The sequence below is a fragment of the Sphingopyxis sp. Root1497 genome, assembly GCF_001427085.1.
In the GTDB taxonomy this organism is placed as follows: Bacteria; Pseudomonadota; Alphaproteobacteria; order Sphingomonadales; family Sphingomonadaceae; genus Sphingopyxis.
This window is the reverse complement of sequence record NZ_LMGF01000003.1, coordinates 37,836-59,008: the sequence shown is the minus strand read 5'-3', so window position 1 is coordinate 59,008 and position 21,173 is coordinate 37,836. Positions and strand designations below refer to the sequence as shown.

Annotated in this window: 20 protein-coding genes and 1 pseudogene; 12 read left to right on the top strand and 9 right to left on the bottom strand. The window is 67.4% G+C overall.

What is annotated here, in order from left to right; translation table 11 throughout:
* Positions 1 to 20: 20 nt before the first annotated feature.
* From odhB to ASD67_RS03735, 8 genes and pseudogenes are all read left to right on the top strand, one after another.
* Positions 21 to 1,274, top strand: a complete 1,254-nt coding sequence (gene odhB / locus ASD67_RS03770) for a 2-oxoglutarate dehydrogenase complex dihydrolipoyllysine-residue succinyltransferase (RefSeq protein WP_056343619.1) — start codon at positions 21 to 23, stop codon at positions 1,272 to 1,274.
* Positions 1,275 to 1,287: 13 nt separating this feature from the next.
* Positions 1,288 to 1,653, top strand: coding sequence for a gamma-glutamylcyclotransferase family protein (locus ASD67_RS03765; protein ID WP_056343617.1), 366 nt, complete (start codon positions 1,288 to 1,290; stop codon positions 1,651 to 1,653).
* Entirely contained in the window at positions 1,653 to 3,050 is a 1,398-nt protein-coding gene (gene lpdA, locus ASD67_RS03760; RefSeq protein WP_056343614.1) for a dihydrolipoyl dehydrogenase, read from the top strand. The genes ASD67_RS03765 and lpdA overlap by 1 nt, the downstream gene beginning before the upstream one ends.
* 100 nt (positions 3,051 to 3,150) lie before the next feature.
* Complete coding sequence (locus tag ASD67_RS03755) at positions 3,151 to 4,410, top strand: amidohydrolase (RefSeq protein ID WP_235535561.1); 1,260 nt, start codon at positions 3,151 to 3,153, stop codon at positions 4,408 to 4,410.
* Positions 4,411 to 4,419: 9 nt separating this feature from the next.
* Positions 4,420 to 5,046 (top strand): trimeric intracellular cation channel family protein, encoded by a 627-nt coding sequence (locus tag ASD67_RS03750; protein ID WP_056343610.1) that lies wholly within the window; start codon positions 4,420 to 4,422, stop codon positions 5,044 to 5,046.
* A gap of 118 nt (positions 5,047 to 5,164) precedes the next feature.
* Positions 5,165 to 5,440, top strand: a complete 276-nt coding sequence (locus tag ASD67_RS03745) for a hypothetical protein (RefSeq protein WP_156377559.1) — start codon at positions 5,165 to 5,167, stop codon at positions 5,438 to 5,440.
* A gap of 18 nt (positions 5,441 to 5,458) precedes the next feature.
* A complete protein-coding gene (locus ASD67_RS03740; RefSeq protein ID WP_056343606.1) occupies positions 5,459 to 6,361 on the top strand; it encodes an alpha/beta fold hydrolase in 903 nt (300 codons plus the stop codon).
* Positions 6,358 to 7,053: pseudogene (locus tag ASD67_RS03735) on the top strand (PepSY domain-containing protein); the annotation flags it as partial. The gene ASD67_RS03740 and the pseudogene ASD67_RS03735, both read left to right, overlap by 4 nt.
* Positions 7,054 to 7,124: 71 nt before the next feature.
* Here ASD67_RS03735 and sppA read toward each other — a convergent pair.
* From sppA to ASD67_RS03705, 6 genes are all read right to left on the bottom strand, one after another.
* Entirely contained in the window at positions 7,125 to 9,110 is a 1,986-nt protein-coding gene (gene sppA / locus ASD67_RS03730) for a signal peptide peptidase SppA (protein ID WP_082544828.1), read from the bottom strand.
* Between the two features lie 78 nt (positions 9,111 to 9,188).
* Positions 9,189 to 10,088 (bottom strand): NAD-dependent epimerase/dehydratase family protein, encoded by a 900-nt coding sequence (locus tag ASD67_RS03725; RefSeq protein WP_056346990.1) that lies wholly within the window; start codon positions 10,086 to 10,088, stop codon positions 9,189 to 9,191.
* Positions 10,089 to 10,105: 17 nt separating this feature from the next.
* Entirely contained in the window at positions 10,106 to 11,212 is a 1,107-nt protein-coding gene (proB, locus tag ASD67_RS03720) for a glutamate 5-kinase (protein ID WP_056346989.1), read from the bottom strand.
* Between the two features lie 45 nt (positions 11,213 to 11,257).
* On the bottom strand, positions 11,258 to 12,058 hold the full coding sequence (locus tag ASD67_RS03715; RefSeq protein WP_056343604.1) for a MipA/OmpV family protein: 801 nt from the start codon (positions 12,056 to 12,058) through the stop codon (positions 11,258 to 11,260).
* 50 nt (positions 12,059 to 12,108) lie between these two features.
* Complete coding sequence (gene obgE, locus ASD67_RS03710) at positions 12,109 to 13,152, bottom strand: GTPase ObgE (RefSeq protein ID WP_056343603.1); 1,044 nt, start codon at positions 13,150 to 13,152, stop codon at positions 12,109 to 12,111.
* A gap of 174 nt (positions 13,153 to 13,326) precedes the next feature.
* Complete coding sequence (locus tag ASD67_RS03705) at positions 13,327 to 13,932, bottom strand: TetR/AcrR family transcriptional regulator (protein WP_056346987.1); 606 nt, start codon at positions 13,930 to 13,932, stop codon at positions 13,327 to 13,329.
* Between the two features lie 83 nt (positions 13,933 to 14,015).
* Here ASD67_RS03705 and ASD67_RS03700 point away from each other — a divergent pair, with 83 nt between their 5' ends.
* Together ASD67_RS03700 and ASD67_RS03695 are read left to right on the top strand one after the other, a co-directional pair.
* Positions 14,016 to 14,921, top strand: a complete 906-nt coding sequence (locus ASD67_RS03700; RefSeq protein ID WP_056343600.1) for a metal-dependent hydrolase — start codon at positions 14,016 to 14,018, stop codon at positions 14,919 to 14,921.
* 111 nt (positions 14,922 to 15,032) lie between these two features.
* Positions 15,033 to 15,563, top strand: a complete 531-nt coding sequence (locus ASD67_RS03695; RefSeq protein WP_056343597.1) for a GNAT family N-acetyltransferase — start codon at positions 15,033 to 15,035, stop codon at positions 15,561 to 15,563.
* Between the two features lie 119 nt (positions 15,564 to 15,682).
* Here ASD67_RS03695 and ASD67_RS03690 read toward each other — a convergent pair whose 3' ends face one another.
* Both ASD67_RS03690 and ASD67_RS03685 read right to left on the bottom strand, forming a co-directional pair.
* Positions 15,683 to 16,129 (bottom strand): NfeD family protein, encoded by a 447-nt coding sequence (locus ASD67_RS03690; protein ID WP_056343594.1) that lies wholly within the window; start codon positions 16,127 to 16,129, stop codon positions 15,683 to 15,685.
* A 1-nt stretch (position 16,130) separates the two neighbouring features.
* Positions 16,131 to 17,054, bottom strand: coding sequence for an SPFH domain-containing protein (locus ASD67_RS03685; RefSeq protein ID WP_056343591.1), 924 nt, complete (start codon positions 17,052 to 17,054; stop codon positions 16,131 to 16,133).
* A gap of 80 nt (positions 17,055 to 17,134) precedes the next feature.
* On the opposite strand from ASD67_RS03685, the gene ASD67_RS03680 reads away from it, so the two are divergent.
* Entirely contained in the window at positions 17,135 to 17,938 is an 804-nt protein-coding gene (locus ASD67_RS03680) for an HpcH/HpaI aldolase/citrate lyase family protein (RefSeq protein ID WP_056343588.1), read from the top strand.
* Positions 17,939 to 18,002: 64 nt separating this feature from the next.
* Complete coding sequence (locus tag ASD67_RS03675) at positions 18,003 to 19,508, top strand: M28 family peptidase (protein WP_235535560.1); 1,506 nt, start codon at positions 18,003 to 18,005, stop codon at positions 19,506 to 19,508.
* 116 nt (positions 19,509 to 19,624) lie between these two features.
* Here the strand turns inward: ASD67_RS03675 and ASD67_RS03670 are convergent, their stop codons facing one another.
* Positions 19,625 to 20,998: a class II 3-deoxy-7-phosphoheptulonate synthase gene (locus ASD67_RS03670; RefSeq protein ID WP_056346983.1), complete on the bottom strand. Its 1,374-nt coding sequence runs from the start codon at positions 20,996 to 20,998 to the stop codon at positions 19,625 to 19,627.
* Positions 20,999 to 21,173: the final 175 nt, after the last annotated feature.

The window sequence follows — 21,173 nt, the reverse complement described above, 5'->3', positions numbered from 1 at the left end:
GCGCCCCAAAGGAAAGCAAGATGAGCACCGAAGTCAAAGTCCCCACCTTGGGCGAAAGCGTCACCGAAGCGACGGTCGGCGAATGGTTGAAGCAGCCGGGTGACGCGGTCGCGCTCGACGAGCCGATCGCGAGCCTCGAGACCGACAAGGTCGCGGTCGAGGTTCCCTCGCCCGTCGCGGGCGTGATGGGCCAGCAGGTGGTGGCCGCGGGCGACACCGTCGCCGTCGGCGCGGTGATCGCGACGATCGAGGCGGGCAGCGGCAAGGCAGCGGCGCCCGCAGCGCCGGCTTCGGCTCCCGCTCCCGCTCCCGCCGCGAAGGCCGAAGCCGCAGTGCCCGCGCCCGCCGCGACGGCGAGCGAAGAGACCGGCGACGGCGTCACCACCCTGTCGCCCGCGGTGCGTCGCCTGGTGCTCGAGCATGGCGTCGACCCGAGCAAGATCAAAGGCAGCGGCAAGGACGGCCGGTTGACCAAGGAAGATGTGCTCGCCGCCGCCAACAATGCCCCCGAGGTGCCCGCCGCCGCTGCGCCCGCTCCCGTCGCTGCCGCCCCGGCCGCGTCGGGTGCTCCCGGCCGCCGCGAAGAGCGCGTCAAGATGACCCGTATGCGCCAGACGATCGCCAAGCGGCTGAAGTCGGCGCAGGAAACCGCGGCGATGCTGACGACGTTCAACGACGTCGACATGTCGGCGGTGATGGCGACGCGCGACAAATATCGCGAAAGCTTCGAAAAGAAGCATGGCGTCCGCCTCGGCTTCATGAGCTTTTTCACCAAGGCGGTCGCGCTCGCGGCGCACGACATTCCGGCGGTCAACGCGCGGATCGACGGCGATGAGATCGTCTATTTCGATTACCTCGACGTCTCGGTCGCGGTCAGCGCGCCCAACGGCCTCGTCGTGCCTGTCGTGCGCAACGCCGACAGCCTGAGCTTCGCCGAGATCGAAAAGGCGATCGCCGACCTCGGCAAGCGCGCCAAGGAGGGCACGCTGACGATGGACGATATGACCGGCGGCACCTTCACCATCTCGAACGGCGGCGTGTTCGGCGGCCTGATGTCGACCCCGATCATCAACCCGCCGCAGTCGGCGGTGCTCGGCCTCCACCGCATCGAAGAGCGCCCGGTCGTGCGTAATGGCGAGATCGTGGCGCGCCCGATGATGTATCTGGCGCTGAGCTATGACCACCGCCTGATCGACGGACGCGAGGCGGTGACCTTCCTCAAGACGATCAAGGAAGCGATCGAGGATCCGACGCGGCTGCTGATCGACCTGTAATAGGGAACGCCGCATGCGCGACGCCACCGAAGCCTTGTTCGCCTATGGCACGCTCCAATATCCGGACGTGCAGCGCGAACAGTTCGGCCGGTTGCTCAGCGGCACGGCGGACGCGCTGACCGGGTATCGGCTCGGACGGATCGCGATCGCCGACCCCGAGGTGGCCTGCAAAAGTGGCGAAAATCACTATCCGGTGCTCGCACCCGACAGCGAAGGCTCGCAGCGGATCGCGGGCACCCTATATTGGATTACAAGACAAGAACTCGAAGCGGCCGATGTCTATGAGGCCGAAGACTATCAGCGGCAGCGCGTCGCACTGGAATCGGGCGAGAGCGCCTGGGTCTATGTCGCCGCACCGGGCCTGCAATGGAGTATATGATGGCTGATTACGATTACGACGTCCTTGTCATTGGTGCCGGCCCCGGCGGCTATGTCGCGGCGATCCGTGCGGCGCAGCTCGGCCTCAAGACCGCCTGTGCCGAAGGGCGCGAGACGCTGGGCGGCACCTGCCTCAATGTCGGCTGTATCCCGTCGAAGGCGATGCTCCACGCGTCCGAATATTATGACGCCGCCGCCAATGGCGCGATGGCGAAGATGGGGATCGATGTGACCCCCAAGCTCAACCTGCCCGCGATGCACGGCCAGCGCATCGACGCGGTCAAGGGCCTGACCGGCGGCATCGAATTCCTGTTCAAGAAGAACAAGGTCGACTGGCTGAAGGGCTATGCGCAGTTCACCGGCAAGGACAGTGTCGAGGTCGCGGGCAAGACGGTCCGCGCCAAGAATATCGTCATCGCCACCGGATCGTCGGTCACCCCGCTGCCCGGCGTCGCGGTCGATAACGAAAAGCAGATCATCGTCGATTCGACCGGCGCGCTCGAACTCGCGAAGGTTCCCGAGCATATGGTCGTGATCGGCGGCGGTGTGATCGGACTCGAACTCGGCAGCGTGTGGCGCCGGCTTGGCGCGAAAGTCACCTGCGTCGAGTTCCTCGACCAGATCCTGCCCGGCATGGACGCCGATGTGCGCAAGGACGCGAACCGCATCTTCAAGAAGCAGGGCATCGAATTCAAGCTCAAGACCAAGGTCACCAAGGCCGAGGTCAAGGGCAAGAAGGCGGTGCTGACGCTCGAACCCGCCGCTGGTGGTGACGCCGAGACGCTCGAGGCCGATGTCGTGCTGGTATCGATCGGGCGCCGCCCGAACACCGAAGGGCTGGGCCTCGACAAGGCGGGCCTCGCGGTCAACGCGCGCGGCCAGATCGAAACCGACCATGATTTCGGTACCCAGGTCCCCGGCATCTGGGCGATCGGCGACGTCATCCCCGGCCCGATGCTCGCGCATAAGGCCGAGGACGAAGGCATTGCGGTCGCCGAGAATATCGCGGGGCTGACCGGCATCGTGAACCACGACGTCATCCCCTCGGTCGTCTATACCATGCCCGAAATCGCCGGCGTCGGCCTGACCGAAGAGCAGGCGAAGGAGCGCGGCGAGGTCAAGGTCGGCAAGTTCCCGATGGCGGGCAACAGCCGCGCCAAGACCAACCACGAACCCGACGGTTTCGTGAAGGTGATCGCCGATGCGAACAGCGACCGCGTGCTCGGCGTCTGGATCATCGCCAGCGTCGCGGGCACGATGATCGCGCAGGCCGCGCAGGCGATGGAATTCGGCGCCACGTCGGAAGACATCGCCTACACCTGCCACGCCCACCCGACGCACAGCGAAGCGGTGAAGGAAGCGGCGATGGCGGTGACCGGCAAGCCGATCCACATCTGACAGGCATTTGGGGGAGAGAGTGATGGCGAAGCATGGGCTCTGGGCAGCGGCTTCGCTCGCCCTCTTTCTGGTCCCGGCGGGCGCTCAGGCGGCGCCTGACATGGCTGCGGCGAACGCGCGGCTGACCGCGATTCTCGACAAAAATTATCCGGCGCTCGAGGCGGTCTACAAGGATTTGCACGCCAATCCCGAACTGGGGATGCAGGAGGTGCGGACCGCCGCGATCCTCGCCCAGCATCTCCGCAAGGCGGGCTTCACCGTGACCGAGAAGGTCGGCGGGACCGGCGTCGTCGCGGTGCTGAAGAACGGCGACGGGCCGACCTTCCTCGTGCGTGCCGACATGGACGCGCTGCCGATGGAGGAAAAGACCGGGCTGGCCTGGTCGAGCAAGGCGCGCGCGACCTATGAGGGCAGGGATGTCCCCGTGATGCACGCCTGCGGCCATGACACCCACGTCGCCTATCTGATCGGCGTCGCGCAGGCGCTGAGCGCGATGCGCGACAGCTGGTCGGGGACGGCGGTCCTGATCGGCCAGCCGGCCGAGGAACCGCTCAAGGGCGCGCGCGCGATGCTGGATGACGGGCTTCTGACGCGTTTCCCCAAGCCCGATTTCGGCTTTGCGGCGCATGTCTCGAACCTGCCGGCGGGCGTCGTCGCGATCAAGGCGGGCGCGGGGTCGTCGGCCTCCGACAGCTATTCGATCACCTTCCACGGCCGCGGCGGGCACGGATCGATGCCCGCGGCGACGATCGATCCCATTCCGATCGCCGCGCGCTTCGTCACCGATACGCAGGTGGTGATCAGCCGCGAGAAGGATCCCGCCGCCTTTGGCGTGCTGACGATCGGCGCGATCAACGCCGGCAGCGCGCCCAACATCATCCCCGACAGCGCCGAGGTGAAGGTCAATCTGCGTTCGCAGTCGCCCGAGGTGCGCAAGCTGCTCCAGGACGGCACCGCGCGCGTCGCGAGATCGGCGGCGGCGATGGGCAATGCGCCCGAACCGACGATCCGCTACCTGAGCGGCACCGGCATTCTCACCAACGACGAGACGATGGCCAAGGCCGCGGTCGCGGCGCTGACCCCGGTGTTCGGCAAGGGCCTCGTCTTCGCCCCCGCGAGCGCGGCGCCGATGTCGGGCAGCGAGGATTATTCGGAATTCGTCGATGCGGGCGTGCCGTCGCTGTTTTTCGGCATCGGTGGTTATGATCCCGCGGTGCTCGCCGACCTGAAGGCGAAGGGTGAACCCGCGCCGACCAATCACTCGCCCTTCTTTGCGCCCCGCGCCGAGCCCGCGATTCGCAATGCGGTGACCGCGATCATGCTCTCGATCATCGGCGGTGTTCGCCCTGCCGCGAAATAGCGACGCGCGATGCCCGTCCCCGACAATGACCTGCTGATCCGGCTGCTCGATCTTGCCGGGATCGGTGTGTTCGCCTTGTCGGGCGCGCTGATGGCGGTGCGCCTGCGCCAGACGCTGGTCACCGCGATGTTTTTCGCGCTGGTGACCGGGGTCGGCGGCGGCAGCGTGCGCGACCTGCTGATCGGCGCCCCGGTGTTCTGGGTGCAGGACGGGGCGATCGCGGCGGTGTGCATCGCGATCGCGCTGGTCGTCTGGGTGACCCCCGAACGCTGGTGGCAGGGGCAGTTGCTCGAATGGGCCGATGCCGTTGGGCTCGCGGCCTATGCGGTCTTCGGCACCGCCAAGGCGCTGGCGTGGGGCGTGCCGCCGGTGCCCGCGCTGCTGATGGGGGTGATCACCGGCTGCGTCGGCGGCACCATCCGCGATATCCTCGCCGGGGTGCCATCGATCATCGTCAGGCCTGAAATCTATGTCACCGCGGCGGCGCTCGCCTCGGGGCTGTTCCTGGCGCTGCTCTGGCTGGGCACGGGGACGCCGGTCGCGGCGCTGAGCGGTGCGGTCGCGGGCTTCGTCCTGCGCGGTGCCGCGATCTACTGGTCGCTTGCGCTGCCCGCCTATCGCGAACCGACCCGCTGAACGGGTCCCGGTTCGGGACGGAATGACCCGAACGGCAGCCGGGCTGTCAGAATCGATTAACCCGCCACGCCTAGCCCGCATCGCACGAAAGGGGCGCGTGGGGGCCTTGGAAGTCTTGTTGATCAGTTTTGGCGCCGGCGTCGCGTCGGCCGACTGCGCGGTCGATTGCGATGCGGCGATGACGGCGGGGGTCATGCTATTGGCCGCGCCGCCGATCCTCGCCGCGGTGATGCTGCGCGACCGGCTGTTCGCGATGTGTGCGGGATGGGGTGAACGGTTCGGCCGCTTGCGTGCCGCGCGCGGCTCCTGCGCGGTGGGCTTGCCAAATACGCTGGCTGTGGCAGGTTCGCCGGTGAACACGGATGTCAGCACCATCGCCGCGCGAAGGGCCTGACCCTTGCAGGGGCTTTCCATGACGACAATGCAGACGACCGCAAATGGCATCGACATCACCTATGAGGACAAGGGGCCGCGCGATGCGCCGGTCATTCTGCTGGTGATGGGACTGGGCGGGCAATTGACTCTGTGGCCCGACGAGTTCGTTGATGCGTTGAATGCCCATGGTTTCCGCACTATCCGCTACGACAATCGCGACGTCGGCCTGTCGACGCGCTTCGAGGCGGCGGGGGTGCCCAACCTGAAATGGATGTTCGTCAAGGCGGCGTTGCGCCTGCCGGTGCGTCCCGCTTACACGCTCGCTGACATGGCGGCCGACGGGGTGGCGCTGCTCGACCATCTCGGCGTCGCGCAGGCGCATATCGTCGGCGCGTCGATGGGCGGCATGATTTCGCAGCATATCGCGGCGCGCTATCCCGACCGTACCCTGTCGCTGACCTCGATCATGTCGACGACTGGCAACCCCAGATTGCCGCGCGCCAACAAGGACGCGATGGCGGTGCTCGCCAACCGGCCGATGAGCGGCGATCCCGAGGCGATGATCGCCTATTCGGTGCGCGCCGCGCGGGTGATCGGCAGCCCCGCCTATCCCGCCGCGGAGGAGCGGCTGCAGCGCCGGGTGCGCGGCGATTTCGAACGCGGCTGGTACCCGCAGGGCGTCGCGCGGCAGATGGCGGCGATCGTCGCCGACGGCGACCGCCGCGCGATGCTGAAGACAATCACCGCGCCGACGTTGGTCATTCATGGCGAGGCCGATCCGCTCGTCCCGCTCGCGGGCGGCAAGGACACCGCGGCGAGCATCCCCGGCGCGCGCTTGATGACGATCCCGGGCATGGGGCATGACCTGCCGCTCGCGCTCGTCGATACGCTCGCCGATGCCATTGCGAGTCATGCGCGGGAGCTGGCGGCGGCGGCATGAGCGCGCTGCAGACGCGGCTGCGCGCGCAGCTGCTCCGCATTCATATCTGGCTTGGCTGGCTGGTCGGCGTGCCGCTGATCCTGTGGACACTGTCGGGGTTGGTCATGGTGATCAAGCCGATCGACGAAGTGCGCGGCAGCGATTTGCGTAGCGAGCCGGTTGCGATCCCCGCGACCTTGGCGGCGGTGCCGCCGCAGCTGAACGGCCGCCCGGTGCAAAAGCTGGAGCTGGCGATGCGCGGGGCGAAACCGGTGTGGCTGGTGCGCTATACCGGCGACGACAGCCGCGCCGCCGATGCGACGACCGGCGCGCTCTTGCCGCCCGTCACCGCCGCCGAGGCGCGGGTGATCGCCGATGGCGCGCTCAAGGCGCCGGGCAAGCTGCTATCGGTACGCCGCTTCGCCGCCGACGCCAATCCGATCGAACTGCGGCGCGATCGCCCGGCGTGGCGGATCGTTTATGACGGCGGGCTTCATGCCTATGTCGATGCCGATACCGGCGAGTTGCTGGCACTTCGGACCGGATATTGGCGCGGCTATGATTTTTTCTGGGGGCTGCACATCATGGATCTGCAGACCCGCGAGGATACGCACCACCCGCTGCTGATCGGCTTCACGGCGGTCAGCCTGGTGACGGTTGTGCTGGGGTTCGTGATGCTGTTCGTGCGCCAGCGGCGGCGGCGCAAACAGTCCNGAGGGCATGTCGTAAAGGCGGGAAGGCAACAGGCCCTCCCCCGACCCCTCCCGCAAGCGGGAGGGGAGTATCAGCGCAGCAACAACGCCAGCGTGGCGAGGAAACCCCGGGTCTCCGCCTGGCCCGGCCGCGGCACGGCGGGCAGATAGGCGCGGCAGTCGAGGCACGATGCCTGCACCGACCCGGCCTCGGTCAGCAGCGACAGGTCCTGCACGACGCGGCGTTCGATCATCTGGCGGTTCATCGCCGCGATGCCGAACCAGCCGCGCGGCAACGCCGCGGTCGGTTCCTGTTCGGCGCCGGTCCAGCTGGCGAGCATCTTCGAAAACTCGCTCGGCTCATTCTCGAAATATTTGGCGTGGACGTCGCCATCGACCTTGGCCAGTTTAGCCGCGGCGGCAATCGCGTCGGGCAGCCCGCCGAACTGGTCGACCAGCCCGATCTGGCGCGCGGTGCCGCCGGCCCAGACACGCCCTTCGGCGATCTCGCGGATCTTCTCGATCGGCTGCTTGCGGCTTTTGGCAACGAGGCCGGTGAAGCGCCCGTAGATATCCTCGACGCTGGCCTGCGCCAACTGGTTGAACTCGTCGTTCACCCCGCCGAGGATGTCGGGCTGGCCCGACAAGGGCGTCGTCTTGATGCCGTCGGTGGTCACGCCGGCCTTGGCGAGCGTTTGTTCGAAGCTTGGCAGGATGCCGAAGACGCCGATCGACCCGGTGATCGTGTCGGGTTCGGCGAAGATGCGGTCGGCGGGCGTTGCAATCCAGTAGCCGCCCGACGCCGCGACATTGGCCATCGACACGACGACGGGCAGTTTCTTCGCCTTTGCGGCGAGCAGCGCCTGGCGGATTTCCTCCGACGCGAGCACCGACCCACCGGGCGAATCGACGCGCAGGACGATCGCCTTGATGCTGTCGTCGGCCGCGGCGTCGAGGATGTGCTGGGCGATCGTCTGGCCACCGGCGCTGCCGTTCGGAGCCTCGCCATCGACGATCTCGCCGATCACGGGCACCACCGCGATCGCGCTGCCGGGCTGCTTCGGCGGATTGGCGGCGACCCAGTTGTCGAGCGGGATCGCATTATAGTTCCACGGCTGGCTGTCGTCGAATGCGCCGCTGATTTCGGCGACGCGGCTGCTGAACGCCATCCGGCTGCCGAGCGTGTCGATCAGCCCGGCGTCGAGCGACGCCTTCGACAGGTCGTTGCCCGCGGCGCGCACCGCACCCGCGGTGTCGGCGATGAAGGGATCGATCTTCGCCTTCGGGCGGGCCTTTTTGACGTCGGCCAGCCAATTTTCCCACAGGGCGCCGGCATAGGCGAGGTCGGCCTGTTTCGCCTCGGGCGACTGGTCGGCGCGCAAATAGGGTTCGACCGCGCTCTTGAAGGTGCCGACGCGATAGATGTTCGCGGTGACGCCGAGCTTGTCCATCAGCCCCTTGTAATAGAGCCGCGAACCGCCGGGTCCGGCGATCGCGACGCCGCCGATCGGGTCGGCCCATATCTCGCTGGCGTGCGAGGCGAGCTGATAGCTGTCGGTCGTGTAGGCGGTGGCGAAGGCGAGGACGGGCTTTTTCTGTGCGCGGACCTTGTCGAGCGCGTCACCGATTTCGGCGAGCGAGACCTGGCCGCCGCCGAGGAAGCGGTCGAGGTCGAGTACGACCGACGTGATACGCTTGTCATCGGCTGCGGTTTCGAGCGCGTGAACGACGTCGCGGACGCGGATTTCCTTGAGATTGTTGCCGCCCGACAAGGCCGCGAACGGATCGATCTCGGCAGGCTGTTCGGTGACGACACCGTCGAGCTGGAGCAGCAACGCGCCCTCGCTGACCGGCAGCGATGGATTGGGGCGCCCCGCGAACAGGCCGAAGAGTACGACAAAGAAGAGGAGCAGGAAGATGAGCGCCAACCCGTCCTTGATCGCGACGAGCAGGTTCCAGACCTTGCGGGGGAAACTGGTGGTGCCTTTCGGCTTGTCCTCGCCGGGCAGCGGGCGGCGAACGGGAATGGCCCAGGGGCCGGCGGGATCGTTGGGCGTGTTCGCGGTGCTGTCGGTCATGTGTGCAAACCTAGGGATGCGCCCCGTCCTTGGCAATGCACGCTTCGACCGGCGGGCGACGACGCCCCACCGGCGGCGTCAGAGCCAATTTTCGCGGCGGTACCAGCGGACGGTTTCGGCCAGCGCATCGCCGGTGTCGAGTTCGGGGCGCCAGAGGTCCGGCGGCGGGCCGGCGCCGTCGGTAGCGACCCAGTCGGGATGCGCGATATAGCGCGCGCGGTCGGGGGTCAGCTTGGCGCGGCTGCGGCGCACCAGCTTGTCGATCCGTCCGCCGGCCTTGAGCAAGGTCGCCGGAATAGTGAGGGTCGAGACATGGCTGCGGCCGACGGCGCGGCCGACCGCGCGGGCAAAGCTGCGGTGCGACCAGCCGCCGGGCTTGCCGTCGTCGGGTTCGTAAATGGCGCCGATGCTGGTGTCGCGGTCGGCGGTGAGCGTAACGAGCAGGCGCGCGAGTTCATCGACGTAGATTGCCGACATCCGCCCGGCAGGCGGCAACAGCGCGATGCCGCGCCGCGCCATGCGGAAAATGTCGAGCATCTCGGTATCGCCGGGTCCGAACACCGCGGGCGGGCGAACGATCGTCCAGTCGAGCCCGCTCGCCTTGACGATCGTTTCGGCGCGCGCCTTCGACCAGCCGTAGTTGGAGAGGTCCGGCTCGCGAGCGGCGAGCGATGAGACATGGACGAAGCGGGTAACCCCGGCGTGGCGCGCGGCATCGATGACGTTGCCGGTGGCGGTGGCGTTGCCGGCCTCGAACGCAGCCCGTGTCGGCACATTGACGACACCCGCGATGTGCAGGACCACATCGCTGCCCGCCGCAAGTTCGGCCAGCGCCTCGGGCTTGTCGAGCGCGCCCTCGACCCAGATGATGCCTTCGCGTTCGCGTTGCGGGCGGCGGGTGAGGGCGCGGACGTGCCAGCCCTGTTCGACCGCGCGCCGCATCGTCGCGCCGCCGACGAAGCCGGTCGCGCCGGTCATCGCCAGCACCGGCGCGGTCACAGCAGCACCATATGGTCGCGGTGGACGACCGCGCTGCGCGGCGCATAGCCGAGCGCCGCCTCTTGCGCGTCGCGGCCGAGGCCGAGGATCGTGGCCGCGTCGGCGGCGGTATATTCGGCAAGGCCGCGCGCGACGACGCGGCCATCGGGGCCGGCGATGTCGAGAATGTCGCCGCGCGCGAAATTTCCGGCCACCGTCGCGACCCCGGCGGCGAGTAGGCTGGCGCCGCCGCGCAGCGCCTTGACCGCGCCGGCGTCGATACCCAGCCGGCCCTTCGCGGTCAGCCCGCCGGCGAGCCAGGCCTTGCGTGCGCTCGCGCCCTTTTCGGCGACGAACAGGCTGTGCCGCGCTTCGGTCGAGAGCGGGTGGTCGATGCGCCCCGACGCGATGGCGAGATGCGCGCCCGCGGCGTTGGCGATCCGCGCCGCGGCGATCTTCGACACCATGCCGCCCGATCCCATGCCCGAGGCCGACCCGGTGTCGGCCATCGCCTCGATGGCGGCGTCGATACGCTCGATGCGCGCGATATGGACGGCGCCATCCTGCGCGGGGTTGCGGTCGTACAGCCCGTCGATGTCGCTGAGCAGGATCACGCCGTCGGCGCCCGCCGCCTGCGCGACGCGCGCGGCGAGCCGGTCGTTGTCGCCGAAGCGGATTTCCTCGGTCGCGACGCTGTCATTCTCGTTGATGATCGGCACGACGCCGAGGCTGAGCAGGCGGTCGAGCGTCGCGGCAGCGTTGAGGTAGCGGCGACGATGTTCGAGATCGTCGAGCGTGACGAGCATCTGCGCCGCGGTCAGCCCCTCGGCGCCAAGTACCTCGGCCCACACCTGCGACAGCGCGATTTGCCCCGTCGCGGCGGCCGCCTGCGCATCCTCGAGGCTGGCGCGTCCGCCCTTGGCCAGCCCCAGCCGCCGCGCGCCGAGCGCGATCGCACCCGACGAGACGACCGCGACCTGCTGGCCGGCCCTGGCGCGTGCGGCGATGTCGGCGGCGATGCCGGTCAGCCAGTCACGCCGCACCGCGCCGTCCGGATCGACGAGCAGCGCCGAGCCGATCTTGACGATCAGGCGGGGGCAGGCGGGGGGCGGAAACAGGCTCATGGCGCCGCCGATAGCGCGCGCGGCGCCGCACGCCAATGGCTTTGCTCAGCGATCTCCGCCGAAGGTGTAGCTGAGCGCGACGCCGACCGACGGCTGGTCGCGCGACCCCAGTTGGCGGACGACAGGCGAGCGCGCGGCGTCGCCGACGAGGCGGTCGTAGCGGGCATAGGCCGCGAAACCCCAGTTCGGACTGAGCTGGCGGAGATAGCCGGCGGTCAGCCCGACCGCGTGAACCCCGCCCTCGATATCGAAGGCGGGAAGGCCCGAGGCGGCCGCCGCGGCCGGGCTCACCCCGAAATAGGCGCGCTGATATTTGCCGTCGCCCAGCGTCACGCGCGGGCCGATCGAGAAGAGCCAGTCGTCGCCGTCGCGCACGACATAATCGGCGCTGACCTCACCGACGAAGCCGTCATGGCCGCCGAGGCCCCGCCGGGCCTCCGCCCGCAGGCGAAAGTTCGGGGTCAGCGACACCTGCGCGAAGCCGCCCGCCTCGATCGTCAAGCCGACCTTGGGCAGGTTGGCGCCGACATCGGCGGCGGTGCGTTTGCCGACGAAGCCGAAGGCCGGGCCGAAGGCGAAGTCGCCGGCCTGGAGGAGCGGCGCGCCGAAGCTTTCGTCGGCGGCTTCGAAGGTGAATTCGGTGCCTTCATGCTCGCGCGAGAGATCGAGATAGGGGCCGATCGACAGGTCTTTCGCGCCCGGCCAGGCTGGCGAAAGCTGTGGTCCGGCGATGATGCGCGTGCGTTTGGGGGCGGGCGTTTCGGCCTCTTGCGCGAAGACAGGCGCCGTCAACGCAAGCAAGGACGAGGCGGCGAGGCTATAAGGGATCAGGCGACGAGGGGGCATCGGGAACTCCTGCTGTTCCCTCACCCAAGTCCCGCCTCGGCGCTTGGTTCCTAGACGGGAGACCATGAGGCGTCGGCATCGCTGTCGGGGTCTTCGCCCGCGACGTCGCCCGCGACGGCTTCGAGCAGCTTGTCGAGCACGGCTTCGATGCCCGCGCCGCTCGCGCCTGACAGCGCCATCACGGGATGGCCGCTTTCCTTGGCGAGTTCGGCCGACAACGCCGCGATCAGCTCGTCGTCGAGCGTGTCGACCTTGTTGAGCGCGACGACGACCGGCTTATCGACCAGGTCGGCGCCATAGGCTTCGAGCTCGTCGCGGACGATGCGATAGCTCGTCGCGACATCCTCGTCGTTCGCGTCGACGAGGTGGAGCAGCACGCGGCAACGTTCGATATGGCCGAGGAAACGGTCGCCGACCCCGGCGCCGTCGGCGGCGCCCTCGATCAGCCCGGGGATGTCAGCGACGACGAATTCATTGCCCTTGTGGCTGACGACGCCGAGCTGCGGGCGCAGCGTGGTGAAGGCGTAGGCGCCGACCTTGGCCTGCGCATTGCTCACCGCATTGATGAAGGTCGATTTGCCGGCATTGGGCAACCCGACCAGCCCCGCGTCGGCGAGCAGCTTCAACCGCAGCCACACCCACATCTCCTCGCCGGGCCAACCGGGGCCGTGCTGGCGCGGGGCGCGGTTGGTGCTGGTCTTGTAGCTCGCATTGCCGCGCCCGCCGTCGCCGCCGCGCAGGAAGGTGACCTGTTCGCCCTCCTTGGTCAGGTCGGCGAGCAGGCTGCGGTCTTCGTCGTCGTCGAGGATCTGGGTGCCGATCGGCACCTTGATCAAGAGGTCGGGGCCGCCGGCGCCGGTGCGGTCGCGGCCGGCACCGGGGGTGCCGCGCTTGGCCTTGAAATGCTGGGTGTAGCGAAAGTCGATCAGCGTGTTGAGCCCGGCGACCGCTTCGAAGATGATGTCGCCGCCCTTGCCGCCGTTGCCGCCGTCGGGACCGCCATATTCGACATATTTCTCGCGCCGGAAACTGACGGCGCCGGGGCCGCCGTCACCGGACTTCACGAATATCTTGGCTTGATCGAGGAAATGCATGGCGGGGCCTTTGGGCGCGGGAGACGGGAAAACTACACATCAAATCCCGTTCGTGTCGAGCGAAGTCGAGACACCCATCGGGGCACACGACCGAAGGGAGTCTCGACTTCGCTCGATGCGAACGGAATGACGGGATGCGGCCCCTTAGCGCGCGCGCAACAAAATTGCTAGCCTTCAGGCAGCAGGCTTGCCGCCGTGCTCAGCCCAGAATTTCGCGATCCTGCCGGTGATCAATTCGGTCGCCAGCACCCGCGACGTGTCGCGCGGCAGGTCGAGCGCCTCGGCCATCGGGCCGCCGAGCTGTGCATCGCCCAGCGCCATCAGCACCAGTGCCAGCGTATCTTCGTGCATCAGGCGCTTTTCATGCGCGTCGGGCGCGATGTTGTCGATCAGCCGGTGGATCGCCTCGACGATCGGGTCGAGCGCATCCTCGTTGCCCGTCGCGGCCATCCAGGTCGCGAGCGCGCCCGCGCCGCCCTCGTTGAAGGCGTCGAAGGCGAGGTCGACGATCTCGCGCACATTGCGTTCGCCCGGTGGCGATTCCGCCATCTTCCGGCCGATCGTCGCGCAGACGGTTTCGGCCTGATAGGCGGCGAGTGCCTTTTGCAGTCCCGCCGCGCTGCCGAAATGATGCAGCAGATTGGCGTGGGTGCGGTCGATGCGCGCCGCCACGGCTTTCAGCGTCACCGCCGCCGGCCCCATCTCGATCAGGATCGTCCGCGCCGCCTCGAGCGCCGCCGACCGGCTCTCTTCGGGACTCAGGCGCTTCTTCGCTACTATTGACACCACTGTAAGTAACCTTTAACATATGCCCCATAGGACGTCCCCACGCCCTTCCTCTCCTTTTCGACGGTGCAGACCATATGTCCAGCTTTTCCCACAACCCGACCCCCGCCGACCTTGCGATCACGCCGCGCGACATGCGCTTCGGCCGCGACGACCGGCAGGGCCGCTGGTGGCTGAACGGCGACCCGATCGCCTCGGCTTTTCACACCGCGCTGTCGGTGACCTTCCCGCGCGGCGAGGCGATGTTCATCGAGGCGGTGAAAGCGCACCGCGATGGCGTGCCCGACAAATTGGCGCGCGAAATCCGCGCCTTCACCCAGCAGGAAGTGATCCACAGCCGCGAGCATGTGGTGTTCAACAAGAAGGCGGCGGAAGCGGGTTACGACCTCAGCGAGCTCGAAGACGATGTGAACCACGTCCTCGACCTGATCAAGGCACGGCCGCAGATCGTCAACCTGATGGCTACGATCGCGCTCGAACATTATACCGCGATGATGGCAGCGGTGATGCTGCGCGACGACAGCATGTATGCCGGCGCCGAACCCGAATGGGCGGCGCTGTGGAAATGGCACGCGATCGAGGAGATCGAGCATAAGGGCGTCGCCTATGACACCTGGCTGCACGCCACTAAGGACTGGAGCCGATTCAAGCGCTGGCGCGCCAAGTCGATCATGATGCTGCTCGTCACCACCCGCTTCTGGCCGAAGCGCGTCAAGGGGATGAAGGCGCTGCTGAAGCAGGACGGCCTGACCGGCTGGCGCGTCACGGCGCGCATCTGGTGGTATCTGCTCGGCAAGCCGGGGGTGCTGCGCAAGAGCTTCCTGCCCTGGCTCAGCTATTTCCTGCCCGGCTTCCACCCGTGGAATCACGACGACCGCGCGCTGATCGGCAAATATGAAAGCGATTATGCCGACGCGGTGATGCCGCAGCACAGCTCGGCAGCGCCGGCCCGGCACGAGGAATTGGCGGCCGCGGCCGCCTGACCGGCTCGCAAAGGCGGAGCCTCCAAAGGGCTCTCTCTCCCCATTTTCGGGGCTTCGCCTTTGCGGGATCAGCGGCTTGCGGCGCGTCGTGTGCGCTGATAGCCCGGCGCCATGTTCACGACGCCCCCGATCATCGAAACCGACCGCCTGCGCCTGCGCGAGCATCGCCTGTCGGACAAGGCCGACCATATCGCGATGTGGGCCGACGCGCGCGTGACGCGCTTCATCGGCGGCGAGCCGCGCGCCCCCGACGTCAGCTGGGGCAAGTTCCTGTCGGCGGCCGGGCTGTGGCCGGTGATGGGCTATGGCTATTGGGTGTTCGCCGACAAGGTCACCGACAGGCTGATCGGCATGGGGGGCTTAAGCTATTTCGGTCGCGGCATCCCCGAACTCGAAGGACAGCCCGAGGCGGGTTGGGCGTTCGACGCCGACCATTGGGGCGGCGGCCTCGCGACCGAGGCGATGGGCGCGGCGCTCGCCTGGGCCGACGCGAACCTCGACGCGGCGGACATCCGTTGCATCATCGAACCGGGACATGGCGCATCGGAGCGCGTCGCGGCGAAGCTGGGGTTCGGCCTGACCGGATCGAGCGAAGTGCTACCCGAGATCGTTAATATCTACGTGCGACCGCGCGGCGGATAGAGATATTCGTCATTGCGAGCGGAGCGAAGCAATCTCCGGCTATCGACCTTGCGAAAGGCCAATAGCTGGAGATTGCCGCGTCGCCTTCGGCTCCTCGCAATGACGAGATGTGGTTTAGCCTAAGCCAGTTCCACCACCAGCAACCCGCCCTCGGCGCTGACGACGCGGACCTTGGTGCCTTCGGCGGTATCCGGGCCGCGCACCGGCCATTCGCCGTCGCCGACCTTGGCGCGGCCGCGGCCGTCTTCGATCGCCTTGGTCACCGTCAGCACTTCACCGACCAGCCGCCCGCCGCGCTGGTTGAGCAGCGGGTCGGTGGTGGTGATCGGATTGTCGCGCAGATATTTGCGCCCCGCGTAAAGCGCGACGATCGACAATATGGCAAAGATGGCGAGCTGCAGCGGGACACCGATCGGGACGATCCACGCGACGATGCCGGTGACGATCGCGGCGGCGCCGAGCCAGACGAGGAAGAAGCCCGGCGCGACGATCTCGGCCGCCGCGAGCAGCACGCCGATCGACAGCCAGGCCCAATGCGGCTCCATGTTCGCAATCCAGTCGGGCATGTCAGCGGCTCCCTTCGCGGCTGGCCAGCGCATCCTTGGCGAGTTCGCCGATGCCGCCGAGCGTACCGATCAACTGCGTCGCCTCGACCGGGAACAGGATCGTCTTGGCATTGGGGCTGGTCGCGAACTGGCCCACTGCCTCGACATATTTCTGCGCGATGAAGTAGTTGATCGCCTGCGCATTGCCGTTCGCGATCGCGTCGGAGACCATCTGGGTCGCCTTGGCTTCGGCCTCGGCTTCGCGTTCACGGGCCTCGGCGTCGCGGAAGGCGGCCTCGCGGCGGCCTTCGGCCTGCAGGATCTGGCCCTGCTTCTCACCCTCGGCGCGCAGGATCTCCGACGCGCGCATTCCTTCGGCTTCGAGGATGTTGGCGCGCTTTTCGCGCTCGGCCTTCATCTGCCGCGCCATCGCGTTCGAAATGTCGGCGGGCGGGCGGATGTCCTTGATCTCGACACGGGTGATCTTGACGCCCCACGGCGTCGTCGCATCGTCGACGACGTGCAGCAGGCGCGCGTTGATCTCGTCGCGCTTCGACAGTGTTTCGTCGAGGTCCATCGAACCCATCACGGTGCGCAGGTTGGTCGTCGTCAGGTTCATGATTGCGAGATAGAGGTCGCTGACTTCGTAAGCGGCCTTCGCGGCGTCGAGCACCTGGAAGAAGACGACGCCGTCGACCGCGACCATCGCATTGTCCTTGGTGATGATTTCCTGGCCCGGGATATCGAGCACCTGTTCCATCATGTTCACCTTGCGGCCGACACGATCGAAGAAGGGGGTGATGAAGTTGAGCCCCGGCTGCGCGGTGTGTGTGTAGCGTCCGAACCGTTCGATCGTATAGCTGAAGCCCTGCCGGACCGGCGTCATCGCCCAGATCAGGAAGAACAAGGCGAGCACCACGATCGCGATGGCAAACCCAAAACCCATGACAAATCCCCTCTGCTTGGTCGCAAACCTCTGGCGCTAACTTATTGCGACATTGCCCGGCTTGCGCCACAGAAAAGCGCATGATCGATTTTGCGCCCCGCTCGCTGCTCTATGTTCCCGGTTCCAACGCCCGCGCACTGGAAAAGGCGCAGGGGCTTGCGGCCGACATGCTGATCGTCGACCTTGAGGATGCGGTGCCCGCCGACCGCAAGGAAGAGGCGCGTGCCGCGATGCGCGCGGCGGTGGTCGCTGGGTTCCCGGGCAAGCGGATCGCGGTGCGGATAAACGGCACCGGGAGCGAGCATCAGGCGGCCGACATCAACGCGGTCGCCGGGCTGCCGCTCGATGCCGTGGTGCTGCCGAAGGTCGATGCCATCGCCGACCTCGAACCCGCGCGCGGACTCGGCCTACCGCTGCTTGCGATGATCGAGACCCCGACCGCCATCTATGCCGCGCGCGAGATTGCGGGCGATCCGGCGGTGGCAGGGCTGATCGCGGGGCTGAACGACCTTGCCTACGAACTGAAGCTGCCCGACGGCATGGACCGCGGCGCGATGAGCCACGCGATTCAGGCGATCGTGCTCGCGGCGCGCGCGGGCGGGAAATTTGGCTTCGATGGGGTTTATAACGCGATCGACGACGCCGAAGGTTTCGCGACGGAAGCCGCCGAGGGGCGGCGGCTGGGGTTCGACGGCAAGACGCTGATCCACCCGTCGCAGGTCGAGCCGTGCAATGCCGCCTTTGCGCCGTCCACGCGCGAGATCGCCGAGGCCGAAGCGCTGGTTGCCGCAGCGACCGGCGGGGCGCAGCGACATGCGGGGCGGATGATCGAAGATATGCATGTCGCCGCGGCCCGCGCGCTGCTGGAGCGGGCGGGGCGATAAACGCCCGACCCGCTTCGACGAACCGTCTTGCCGGTCGTTCGCGGACATGCCATGCCGCGCCGCCATGCACGCAATAAAATTTCGCGCCGCGATCGCGGCCGTCGCTCTGATCGCCGTCTCCGTTTCCGCCGTTCAGGCCAGGCCGGTCGATCCCCCGATTACCGAAGCCGACCTCGCCGCGCATATGCGCGTGCTGGCGAGCGACGCGTTCGAGGGGCGCGCGCCGGGGACCGAGGGCGAGGACCGCACCATCGCCTATGTCGTCGGCGAATGGGCCAGGATGGGGCTCCAGCCCGTGCCGGGCAGCGAAACCCCCTGGCTGCAACCGGTGCCGCTGGTCGAAAGCGCCGCGATCGCGGGCAGCGTCCAGTTCAAGGTACGCGGCCGCGCCTTTCCGCTGTCGGACGACAGCGTCGTCCTGACCGGACGCGACGCCTCGCTGGCGCTGGCGGACGTGCCGGTGATCTTCGTCGGCTATGGTGTCGATGCATCGGGCAAGGTCGCCGCCGATGTGAAGGGCAAGGTCGCGATCCTGCTCTCCGACGCGGTGCCGTTCGGCGAGAAGATGCCGCGCTATCGCGACCGGCGCCAGATGCTCGCCGAAGCGGGCGCGACCGCCGTGCTCGTCGTCGCGAGCGATGCGCTGCCCTGGGCGGCGGTGCAGGGATCGTTCGGATCGCAGACCACCAAGCTTGCCGGCGCCAAGCCCGGCGCGGCGGCGACGGGCTTCATCGCGGCGCCCGCCCTGCAGGCCTTGCTGACCAAGGTCGGCAAGGCGGCGGTCGCGGCGCTCGAAGCCGCCAAATCGCCCGATTATCGCGGCACCGACCTCGCCGTCACCGCGAACCTCAGCGCCGAGACCGAAGTGCGTCCCTATGCCAGCCACAATATCATCGCCAAACTGCCGGGCGCGAAACCCGACGGCAAGGCGGTGCTGTTCCTCGGTCATTGGGACCATCTGGGGATCTGCGGCGACGAGGGCGATGCCGATCGCATCTGCAACGGCGCGGTCGACAATGCGAGCGGCATCGCGGTGCTGACCGAGGTCGCCAAGCGGCTCGCCAGTGGCCCGCGTCCCGACCGGGACATCTATTTTATGGCGACGACCGCCGAGGAAAAGGGCCTGCTCGGCGCCACTTATTTTGCCGACCATCCGGTGGTGCCGCTGGGCGACATCACCGTCGCGCTCAACATCGACACCATCGCCATCTCGCCGCGCGGCACGCCGGTCGCGACAATCGGGCGCGGGCGTCCCGCCTATGACGCGGTGGTGCGCAAGGTTTCCACCGACCTCGGCCGCAAGCTCGACGAGGATGGCGAGGCCGACGCCTTTGTCCAGCGGCAGGACGGCTGGGCACTCGGCGCCAAGGGCGTGCCGTCGCTGATGGTCGGGGGAAGTTTCTCGGACATGCCGTTGCTCGAGAAATTCCTCGGCAGCGACTATCACAAGGCCGCCGACAATTTCAGCGACGCGATCCCGCTCGGCGGCGCGGCGGAGGATGCCGACCTGCACGTCGCGCTCGGCCGGGTGTTCGCCGACACCAAGGCTTGGTCGGGAACGGAGAAATAGGGCCGGGGAAAAAGGGTTCGTCATTGCGAGCGAAGCGAAGCAATCCAGGGCGGTTTACGCCTGCTCTGGATTGCCGCGTCGCTTCGCTCCTCGCAATGACGAGTTGATGAGGCTGATCAGGCCGCCTGCTTCGCCCGTTCGCTCATTTCCTGGTTGAGCATTTCGGCCAGCAGGAACGCCAGTTCCAGCGACTGACCCGCGTTCAAACGCGGGTCGCAATGGGTGTGATAGCGATCGGCGAGGTCCATCTGGGTCACGTCCATCGCGCCGCCGGTGCATTCGGTGACATTCTGGCCGGTCATCTCGATATGGATGCCGCCACCATGCGTACCCTCGGCGCGGTGGACGGCGAAGAAGCCGCGCACTTCGGCGAGGATGCGCTCGAACGGGCGCGTCTTGTAGCCGTTGGGCGTCTTGATGACATTGCCGTGCATCGGGTCGCACGACCAGACGACGGGGTGGCCCGATTCCTTCACCGCGCGGACAAGCCGCGGCAGGTGCGCCTCGATCTTGTCATGGCCATAGCGCGTGATCAGCGTCATGCGGCCCGCGACATGATTGGGATTGAGCGTGTCGAGCAGGCGCAGCAGCACGTCGGCTTCGAGGCTCGGTCCGCACTTCATGCCGACCGGATTGCCGATGCCGCGGAGGTATTCGATATGCGCGGAGCCTTCGAAGCGGGTGCGGTCGCCGACCCACAGCATATGGCCCGAGGTGTCGTACCAGCCGCCGGTCAGGCTGTCCTGCCGCGTCAGCGCCTGCTCATAGGGAAGCAGCAGCGCTTCATGGCTGGTGTAAAAGCTGGTGCCCTTGATCTGCGGCACCGTTTCGGGGGTGACGCCGCAGGCTTCCATGAAGGCGAGCGCTTCGGAAATCCGCGCGGCGGTTTCCTGATATCTCTTCGCCCAGGGGCTGCGGTCCATGAAGTCGTGCGTCCAGGCGTTGACCTGGCGCAGATTGGCATAGCCGCCGCCGGCGAAGGCGCGCAGCAGGTTCAGCGTTGCAGCCGACTGGTTGTACGCCTTGACCATGCGTTGCGGGTCGGGTGCGCGGCCCGATGCTTCGAACGCGATGTCGTTGATGATGTCGCCGCGATAGCTCGGCAGCTCGACGCCATCGATGTCTTCCATGTCGGCCGAACGCGGCTTGGCGAACTGGCCCGCCATGCGGCCGAGCTTCACCACCGGCATTTTCGACGCGAAGGTCAGCACGACCGCCATCTGGAGCAGCACGCGGAAGGTGTCGCGGATGTTGTTCGGATGGAATTCGGCGAAGCTTTCGGCGCAGTCGCCGCCCTGGAGCAGGAACGCCTTGCCCTCGGCGACGCGGCCGAGTTCGCTGGTCAGTTCGCGCGCCTCGCCGGCAAACACCAGTGGCGGATAATTCGACAACTCGCGCTCGGCGGCGGCGAGGGCGACCTCGTCCGAATAGGTGGGAAGCTGGCGGGCTTCGTGCGAGCGCCAGCTGTGCGGCTGCCATGGCTGTGTCATAATCAAAATCCAAAAATCGAATCGCGCGCCGCCATGGCGCGAATGGACCATGGAGGCAAGGATCAGGAAATTAGCATCGGCGCGGCTTTTGCGCACCTGTGCTTTTCTTTGCCGCGAAAAACTGATAGTTTGCTATGGTTTTGGGACGTGCGCGCGGGGATCGCGATCGTCCGTT